The sequence below is a fragment of the Mycobacterium colombiense genome (assembly GCF_003284975.1).
GTDB lineage: Bacteria > Actinomycetota > Actinomycetes > Mycobacteriales > Mycobacteriaceae > Mycobacterium > Mycobacterium europaeum_A.
The window spans coordinates 1-7,628 of sequence record NZ_QMEU01000158.1; the positions used below are offsets into that span (position 1 = coordinate 1).

The following is a 7,628-nucleotide window of genomic DNA, read 5'->3' on the forward strand; positions in this document are numbered from 1 at the left end:
GCGGCGCGACCGCCAGCCGACCGCCAGGAGCAGCACAACCGCGGCGAGCACCTGGATCGTCGCCGGCACCCAGCCATGCATCAGCGAGGTGTGGCTACTCGCCAGGACCTGCGCCGCGGCGCCGTCCGTCGGGGCTGTCACGTGAGTCATTGTGATCTAAAGTTAACCGGCCTGGAACGAATTCACCGAATGTTCGCTCCGGGCTCTACGGACGTTCGGGGCCGCCGCTAATGCGGCTTGGCCAGCGGAAATGGCAAGGTCTCCCGGATGCTTCGGCCCGTTATGAGCATGACGAGCCGATCGATGCCCATCCCGAGTCCGCCGGTCGGCGGCATCGCGTACTCCATCGCCTGCAGGAAGTCTTCGTCGAGCTCCATCGCCTCGGGATCCCCGCCGGCAGCTAACAACGACTGCTCCTGCAGGCGGCGGCGCTGTTCCACCGGATCGGTGAGCTCGCTGTAGGCGGTGGCCAGCTCGACCCCCCAGGCCACCAAGTCCCACCGCTCGGCCACGCCCGGTTCGCTGCGGTGCGGCCGGGTCAGCGGCGACACCGACGTCGGGAAGTCGATATAAAACGTCGGCTCCTCGGTCCGGTCCTCGACCAGGTGCTCGTACAGCTCCAGCACCACCGCGCCGGCATCCCAGTGCGCCCGATAGGGGATGTGCGCGGCGTCGGACAGCTTGCGCAGGGCGGACAGCGACGTGGCGGGGTCGACGTGCTCGCCGAGCGCTTCGGACACCGCGTCATAGACGGTCTTGACCGCCCACACCCCGGAGACGTCGACGGGCTCGAGCCGGCCGTCACCCCTGTCGGTGCGGGGTCGCAGCACCACCTGCGCGCCGTGCGCGGCCTCGGCGGCGTTCTGGATGAGCTCGCGGCAGCCGTCGATCCACACCGTGTAGTCGGCGTGGGCCTGGTACGCCTCCAGCAGGGTGAACTCCGGGTTGTGGCTGAAGTCGACGCCCTCATTGCGAAAGGCGCGGCCCAATTCGAAGACGCGCTCCACGCCGCCGACGCACAACCGCTTCAGGTAGAGCTCGGGGGCGATGCGCAGGAACAGGTCCAGGTCGTAGGTGTTGATGTGCGTGACGAAGGGCCGGGCGGTGGCTCCGCCGTGGATCTGCTGCAGGATCGGGGTCTCGACCTCGACGAAATCCTTGGCGAACAGGGTCTGCCGGACCGAACGCAACACGTCGCTGCGGGCCTTGATCAGCTCGCGCGACTCGGGGTTGACGGCCAGGTCGACGTAGCGGGTCCGCACCCGCGCCTCCGGGTCGGTCAGCCCCTTCCACTTGTTCGGCAGGGGCCGCAGGCACTTGCCGATCATCCGCCAGTCGGTGACGATCAGTGAGCGGCTTCCCTTCTTGGAAAAGCCCATGTTCCCGGACACCTCGACCAGATCGCCCAGGTCGATGGCGGCGGTGAAGTCCGCGGTGCGTCCCCGTGGCAGCTGCGAATTGTCCAGCAGCACTTGCATTTCCCCCGACCAGTCGCGCAGGTCGGCGAACAGCACCCCGCCGTAGTCGCGGATCCGCAGGATCCGTCCCGCCACCGTCACACTTTCCTGGTCGTCGGCGACCAGGGCGCGGGCGATGGTGTGGGTGGGCGGGGCCCCCACCGGGTAAGCGTCAACGCCGCTGTGCTTCAGGGCTTTCAGCTTGGCCAGGCGCACTCGAACCTGTTCGGGCAGACGTGACCTGGACTCCTCCTCGTCGGCGGACTCCCGGCGTTCCCGCAGCCCGCTGACGTCCGGGGCGCTGCCGTCGTGATGCAGCAGCCCGGACGCCGCCAACCGTGGCGGGACGGCGGGGTAGTGGCCGGTGTGCGTCTTGCGCCGTCCGAACGGCAACACCAAAAAGCCCTCGGCGAGTGCCGAAGCGACGCCGACCCGCGGGATCAGCCGGGCGTCCTCGTAGCAGGCGTAACGCGGCACCCAATCGGGTTGGTACTTCATGTTCGAGCGGTACAGGGTTTCCAGCTGCCACCACCGCGAGAAGAACACCAACAGTCCTCGCCACAGCCGGGCGACCGGACCCGCGCCGAGCTGGGCGCCCTGTTCGAACGCCGAGCGGAACATCGCGAAGTTCAACGAGATGCGGGTGATGCCGAGGGTTTCGCCGCCCAGCGCCAGCTCGCTGACCATCAGCTCGATGGTGCCGTTGGGGGACTGCGGCGAACGGCGCATCAGGTCCAGGGAGACACCGGTGGTTCCCCAGGGAACCAGCGAGAGCATCGCGACGACGCTGCCGTCGCGGTCGAGCGCCTCGACCAGCAGGCAGTCCCCGTCGGCCGGGTCGCCGAGTCGGCCCAGCGCCATCGAGAAGCCGCGCTCGGTCTGGGTGTCGCGCCAGGCGTCGGCGCGGGCGATGGTGTCGGCCATCGCCTCGGCGGTGATGTCGCGGTGGCGCCGGATCCGCACGGTCAGGCCAGCCCGACGGGCCCGGGTCACGGCCTGGCGGACGCCGCGCATGTCGGGGCCGGACAGCTTGAAATCGGCGGTCCGCAGGATGGCTTCGTCGCCGAGCTCGAGCGCGTTCAGACCGCCTTCGCGGTAGGCCCGCGCGCCCTGGGTGCTGGCGCCCATCACCCCGGGCGCCCAGCCGTAGGTCTGGCATAACCCCAGCCAGGCGTCCACGGCCTGCGGCCACGCCCGCGGATCGCCGATCGGGTCGCCGCTGGCCAGGCAGACGCCGATCTCGACGCGGTAGGTGACCGCGGCGCGTCCGCTTAGGGCGAAGACCACCGACTTGTCGCGGCGGGTGGCGAAGTAGCCCAGGGAGTCGTTCTTGCCGTACAGCTCGAGCAGGCCGCGGATGGCCGATTCGTCCTCGCCGGTCAGCGCGTTCTCCGCGCGCTGGGACTGAAAGAGCACGATCGTCGCCAAGATCAGCGCCAGCGCGCCGAACAACCCGAAGATCGCGTTGAGGAAGACGTGCGGCCGGCCGGTGAACAGGTCCGGATCGGCGAGCGCGAATCCGACCACCCGGTTGGCCACGTACGGCAGCCGGTCCTGGCGGGCCAGCGTCCCGGGGAACAACTCGACCAGGCCCCAGGACACCAGGATGCCCACCACGTCGCCGGCGATGAGCACCGCGGCCGCCTTGACCAGCGCGCCCTTGCGGACCTTGGCCCAGAACTCGCGGTAGGCCAGCACCAGCAGGACGATCGCCACGATGTGGACGGCGAAGCCGAGGTTCTCGCCGAAGATCTCCGCCGCGGTGTTGTCGCCCGCGGCGATGTCGGCGGCGTTCAGCGCGGCGGCCAGGATCATGTTGGCCAGCAACAGCAGCCAGGCGATGCGCTTGCGCGCGGTCAGGGCCGCGGCCAGCAGCGCCAGGATGAACGACCACGCGATGCTGGTGTCCGGGAAGTTGAACAGGTAGTCGTTGATGAACTCGCGCGGGACTTTGATCAGGTACCGGATCAGCGGGGACACGCTGCCCAGCAGCGACACGGTCGCGATGACGCCCACGGTCCAGCCGGCCGCCGCCGGCACCCAGCGGTACCGCGAGTTCGACCGGCCGCGCGGCCCCGAACGCAGGCCCGAACGAGGATCCGAACCGGGCCTCGAACTAGGAGATGCGAGTGTCACAGACCGCGAGGATATGCCCTCAATCCGTGAAAAGCTTGTCGAAGCGCTAAGAGTGGCGGCCACTAGTTTGGACGTGATTTCGGGCCGGGCGCAGGCCCGTTGCGGCGCGGTCGACCGGTCGAAGTGCTAAAAGCCACCTCAAGGCTGCTAAACTGGCGGCTGCGACCATCCCGGCGAATGCCAGGAACAGTTAAGTGGAGTCCCACTCCCACCGCGAGCCGATGAAATCCATTGCGGATCTTCGAAAGGTTCAGCGGTCCGGTCACAGGCATCGCGGATGCCTGTTCCGCGGGTGACGCGGGCGGCTCGAGCAGTTTCCAGCCGCGATCGGTCGGCATTGGGCCCTGCTTGTGCAGGGCTTTTTTGCTAGTGGTGTGGTGTCTCCGCCGCTGATTCCCGGACCGAGCCAGGCGGTCGTCACCGCAGGACCTAGAGAAGCCCAACAAGGGAGGCCCCATCAGCACTGAGACCCGCGTCAACGAGCGCATTCGCGTACCTGAAGTCCGATTGATCGGCCCAGGGGGAGAGCAGGTAGGCATAGTGCGCATCGAAGACGCACTGCGCGTCGCTGCGGACGCCGATCTCGACCTTGTCGAAGTTGCCCCGAACGCCAGACCGCCGGTCTGCAAGATCATGGACTACGGCAAGTTCAAATACGAAGCGGCGCAAAAGGCGCGCGAATCCCGCCGGAACCAGCAGCAGACCGTCGTCAAGGAACAGAAGCTGCGACCCAAGATCGACGATCACGACTACGAGACCAAAAAGGGTCACGTCATCCGCTTCCTGGAGGCGGGGTCGAAGGTGAAGGTCACCATCATGTTCCGCGGACGTGAGCAGTCGCGGCCCGAGCTGGGCTATCGGTTGCTTCAGCGCCTGGGAGCGGACGTCGCCGAATACGGCTTCGTCGAAACGTCCGCCAAGCAGGACGGCCGCAACATGACGATGGTGCTGGCACCGCACCGCGGCGCGAAGACTCGCGCCAAGGCGCGCCATCCGGAAGGACCGGGGGGCGGCGCAGCATCGGAGACCGATGCGGCCGCCGAACCTTCGTCGAACTGACCCAGCGCGAGACTTTTTCAAGCGCCCGAGTGCCTAGCACTCGAGCACTTCATAGAACAGAGGAAACATGCCCAAAGCCAAGACCCACAGCGGGGCGTCGAAGCGGTTCCGGCGCACCGGAACCGGCAAGATCGTTCGCCAGCAGGCCAACCGCCGGCATCTGCTCGAGCACAAGCCGACCAAGCGGACCCGGCGGCTCGACGGCCGCACCACGGTGTCAGCCAACGACACCAAGCGCGTCAACAGCCTGCTGAACGGCTGACCACAGCGCCGGCCAGACCCGCAGCGCGAGCTGGCACGGCGACCCGACCAACCAATTGTGAACGAGAGTAGGAACATCCAATGGCACGCGTGAAGCGGGCGGTCAACGCCCACAAGAAGAGGCGCAGCATCCTCAAGGCCTCGAAGGGCTATCGCGGCCAGCGATCCCGGCTCTACCGCAAGGCCAAAGAGCAGCAGCTTCATTCGCTGAACTACGCCTACCGCGACCGTCGTGCGCGCAAGGGCGAGTTCCGCAAGTTGTGGATCTCGCGGATCAACGCGGCGGCGCGCGCCAACGACATCACCTACAACCGGCTGATCCAGGGCCTCAAGGCCGCCGGTGTGGAGGTGGACCGAAAGAACCTGTCCGACATCGCGATTGCCGACCCGGCCGCCTTCACGGCGCTGGTCGACATCGCGCGGGCGGCCCTGCCCGAGGACGTCAACGCTCCCTCGGATTCGGGAGAAGCGGCCTAACAAGCGCAGGTGCTGACCGAACGTTCGGCCAGGGTCGCCGCGGCGGTCAAGTTGCACCGCCACGTCGGCCGCCGGCGGGCGGGCCGATTCCTCGCCGAGGGCCCCAACCTCGTCGAGGCCGCCGCCCGTCGCGGGCTGGTCCGCGACGTCTTCGTCACCGAAGTCGCCCAGCAGCGTCATGCGTCGCTGATCGCGACGTTGGCTGCCGCGGGTTGCCCGGTTCACCCGGTCACCGAGCGCGCGGCGAAAGCGTTGTCCGACACGGTCACTCCGGCCGGCCTGGTCGGCGTGTGCGAAACGCCGGCGACCCGACTTTCCGACGTGCTGGCCGGCCCGCCCGCGCTGGTCGCGGTGGCCGTCGAGATCAGCGAACCGGGCAACGCCGGCACCCTCATCCGCCTCGCCGACGCCCTGGGCGCGGCGGGCGTGATCCTGGGCGGCCACAGCGTCGACCCGTACAACGGCAAGTGCCTGCGCGCGTCGGCCGGCAGCATCTTCTCGGTCCCGGTCGTCGTCGCGCCGGACCCGCTCGCCGCGGTCGACGCGTTGCGCGCCGCGGGCCTGCAGTTGCTCGCCACCACCGTCGACGCCCAGACGCGGCTCGACGAGGCCGGCGAATTGCTCGGCGTGCCGACGGCGTGGCTGTTCGGGCCCGAATCACACGGTCTGCCAGGCGAAATCGCCGCGGCGGCCGACCACCGGCTGCGGATCCCGATGGCCGGTGGGGCGGAGAGCCTGAACGTGGCGTCCGCGGCGGCCATCTGCCTGTATCAGAGCGCGCGGGCGCTGAACCTGCCTACGCGGCCTTAACGGCGCGTTTGGGCCGGCCCCGCCCGGCGCGCAGGCCGGCCAGCGACAGCGTCGTATGCACCAGCGAACCGGCGCGTTCCATCAGCGCCCGGGCGGGCTGCAGCGCAGGGTCCAACGGCGACTTCGCCGACGGGGGGAAGTAATGCATCGGCAGCCCGCGCCGGTCGCGCGGCGGCGCCATGAACGGCGGGGCCTCCACTAGCGGCGCGTCGGTGGGCAGCCGCCCCTCGGCGCGGCGGTAGGCGGCCAGCGCGCGCGGGTGCAGCCGGATCTCGTCGGGCACCGCCAGGAAGGCCAGTTCGACGAGCTTGCCGAACAGGCGCAGCAACACCTCGTCGCCCGGGGTCCAGTGCAGGCCGGCCTTCTCGCGCACCGCGGGCTCGAACAGCCCCGCCGCGATCCAGCGCTGGCCGGCGACCAGCGGCTTGAAGATCTGGTCCCAGACCGGTGTGGGCATCAGCACGAATTTCGGCTTGGGGATGCGCATTTGGAAGATGTCCAGCGTCGCCCGGTTGATCTCGAGGGTCTCGCGGCCGGTGCGCTCCCAGTACTCCTGGAATTCCTCCCAGGTTTCGGGCACCGGCCGCATACTCATGCCGTACATCCGGTACCACTGGACGTGCTCGGCGAACAACTGCCGCTTCTCGGCCTCGGTCAGGCCGCCGCAGAAGTACTCGGCCACCTTGACGATCAGCATGAAAAACGTGGCGTGCGCCCAGTAGAAGGTCTCCGGGTTCAGCGCGTGATAGCGCCGCCCGGCGGCGTCGGTGCCCTTGATGGTGTGGTGGTAGCTGGTGATCTGCCGGCCGGTCTGCGACGCCCGGTCGCCGTCGTAGACCACCCCCATGATCGGGTAGACCGACCGGGCCACCCGCTGCAGCGGCTCGCGCAGCAGGATCGAATGCTCCTCGACGGCCGCGCCGAGCTCGGGGTACATGTTTTGGATCGCCCCGATCCACACGCCCATCATTCCGGTGCGCAGGTCGCCAAAATACTTCCAGGTCAAAGATTCTGGTCCGAGCGGATCGGCGGGCGCATTCCCGCCCGTATGCACAGTGCCAGTCATCGCGGCCTCCTGCTCCGGTTGGGCTCACGATAACTTTGACAACGGGCGTTGTCTAGAATTTCGGCGATGTGGTCGCCCGGTGTTATCGAGGTTCCACACCGGTGTGGCACCAACGTGATCAGGCGGTTTGGTGCGACGTGTGACACATAGGGCGCGGCCGTCATTGCCTGCCTCGAAGAAAACCAAATAACCTGGCCAGGTGGAACTCGCGCGTCGCGATCTGGACCCGGGCGAGGCCGAAGAATCCCAGGCGCAATCGGCTCCGCCGCGCTCTCCACTGTCGGTGCACAGCGCGACTCAATGGCTGCACAGCCGCAACCGCAGCCCCGGGGCGGTCGCCTTCATCCGGCGCGCCCGCCGGC

General features: G+C 68.4%; 6 protein-coding genes and 1 pseudogene. 4 read left to right on the plus strand and 3 right to left on the minus strand.

The window, feature by feature from the left end; all coding sequences use genetic code 11:
- Both DQP58_RS27330 and lysX read right to left on the minus strand, forming a co-directional pair.
- Window positions 1-150: pseudogene (locus DQP58_RS27330) on the minus strand (esterase family protein); the annotation flags it as partial.
- Between the two features lie 77 nt (window positions 151-227).
- Window positions 228-3,542 carry a bifunctional lysylphosphatidylglycerol synthetase/lysine--tRNA ligase LysX gene (gene lysX / locus DQP58_RS25165; RefSeq protein WP_112710812.1) on the minus strand — a complete coding sequence of 1,105 codons (3,315 nt, stop codon included), beginning with the start codon at window positions 3,540-3,542 and terminating at the stop codon, window positions 228-230.
- Between the two features lie 507 nt (window positions 3,543-4,049).
- Here lysX and infC point away from each other — a divergent pair.
- From infC to DQP58_RS25185, 4 genes are all read left to right on the plus strand, one after another.
- On the plus strand, window positions 4,050-4,652 hold the full coding sequence (gene infC / locus DQP58_RS25170) for a translation initiation factor IF-3 (RefSeq protein WP_112710809.1): 603 nt from the start codon (window positions 4,050-4,052) through the stop codon (window positions 4,650-4,652).
- Between the two features lie 67 nt (window positions 4,653-4,719).
- Window positions 4,720-4,914 carry a 50S ribosomal protein L35 gene (gene rpmI / locus DQP58_RS25175; RefSeq protein ID WP_066882282.1) on the plus strand — a complete coding sequence of 65 codons (195 nt, stop codon included), beginning with the start codon at window positions 4,720-4,722 and terminating at the stop codon, window positions 4,912-4,914.
- A gap of 80 nt (window positions 4,915-4,994) precedes the next feature.
- Window positions 4,995-5,390: a 50S ribosomal protein L20 gene (gene rplT, locus DQP58_RS25180; protein WP_007776071.1), complete on the plus strand. Its 396-nt coding sequence runs from the start codon at window positions 4,995-4,997 to the stop codon at window positions 5,388-5,390.
- 9 nt (window positions 5,391-5,399) lie between these two features.
- Window positions 5,400-6,200, plus strand: a complete 801-nt coding sequence (locus tag DQP58_RS25185; RefSeq protein WP_112710810.1) for a TrmH family RNA methyltransferase — start codon at window positions 5,400-5,402, stop codon at window positions 6,198-6,200.
- Here the strand turns inward: DQP58_RS25185 and DQP58_RS25190 are convergent.
- Window positions 6,187-7,266 (minus strand): oxygenase MpaB family protein, encoded by a 1,080-nt coding sequence (locus DQP58_RS25190; protein ID WP_112710811.1) that lies wholly within the window; start codon window positions 7,264-7,266, stop codon window positions 6,187-6,189. The genes DQP58_RS25185 and DQP58_RS25190 overlap by 14 nt on opposite strands.
- Window positions 7,267-7,628: the final 362 nt, after the last annotated feature.

Excerpts from the sequence above, each read along its gene's own strand:
- rpmI (WP_066882282.1), top strand. The coding sequence starts at position 4,720 with ATGCCCAAAGCCAAGACCCACAGCGGGGCGTCGAAGCGGTTCCGGCGC.
- rplT (WP_007776071.1), top strand. The coding sequence starts at position 4,995 with ATGGCACGCGTGAAGCGGGCGGTCAACGCCCACAAGAAGAGGCGCAGC.
- DQP58_RS25190 (WP_112710811.1), bottom strand. The coding sequence starts at position 7,266 with ATGACTGGCACTGTGCATACGGGCGGGAATGCGCCCGCCGATCCGCTC.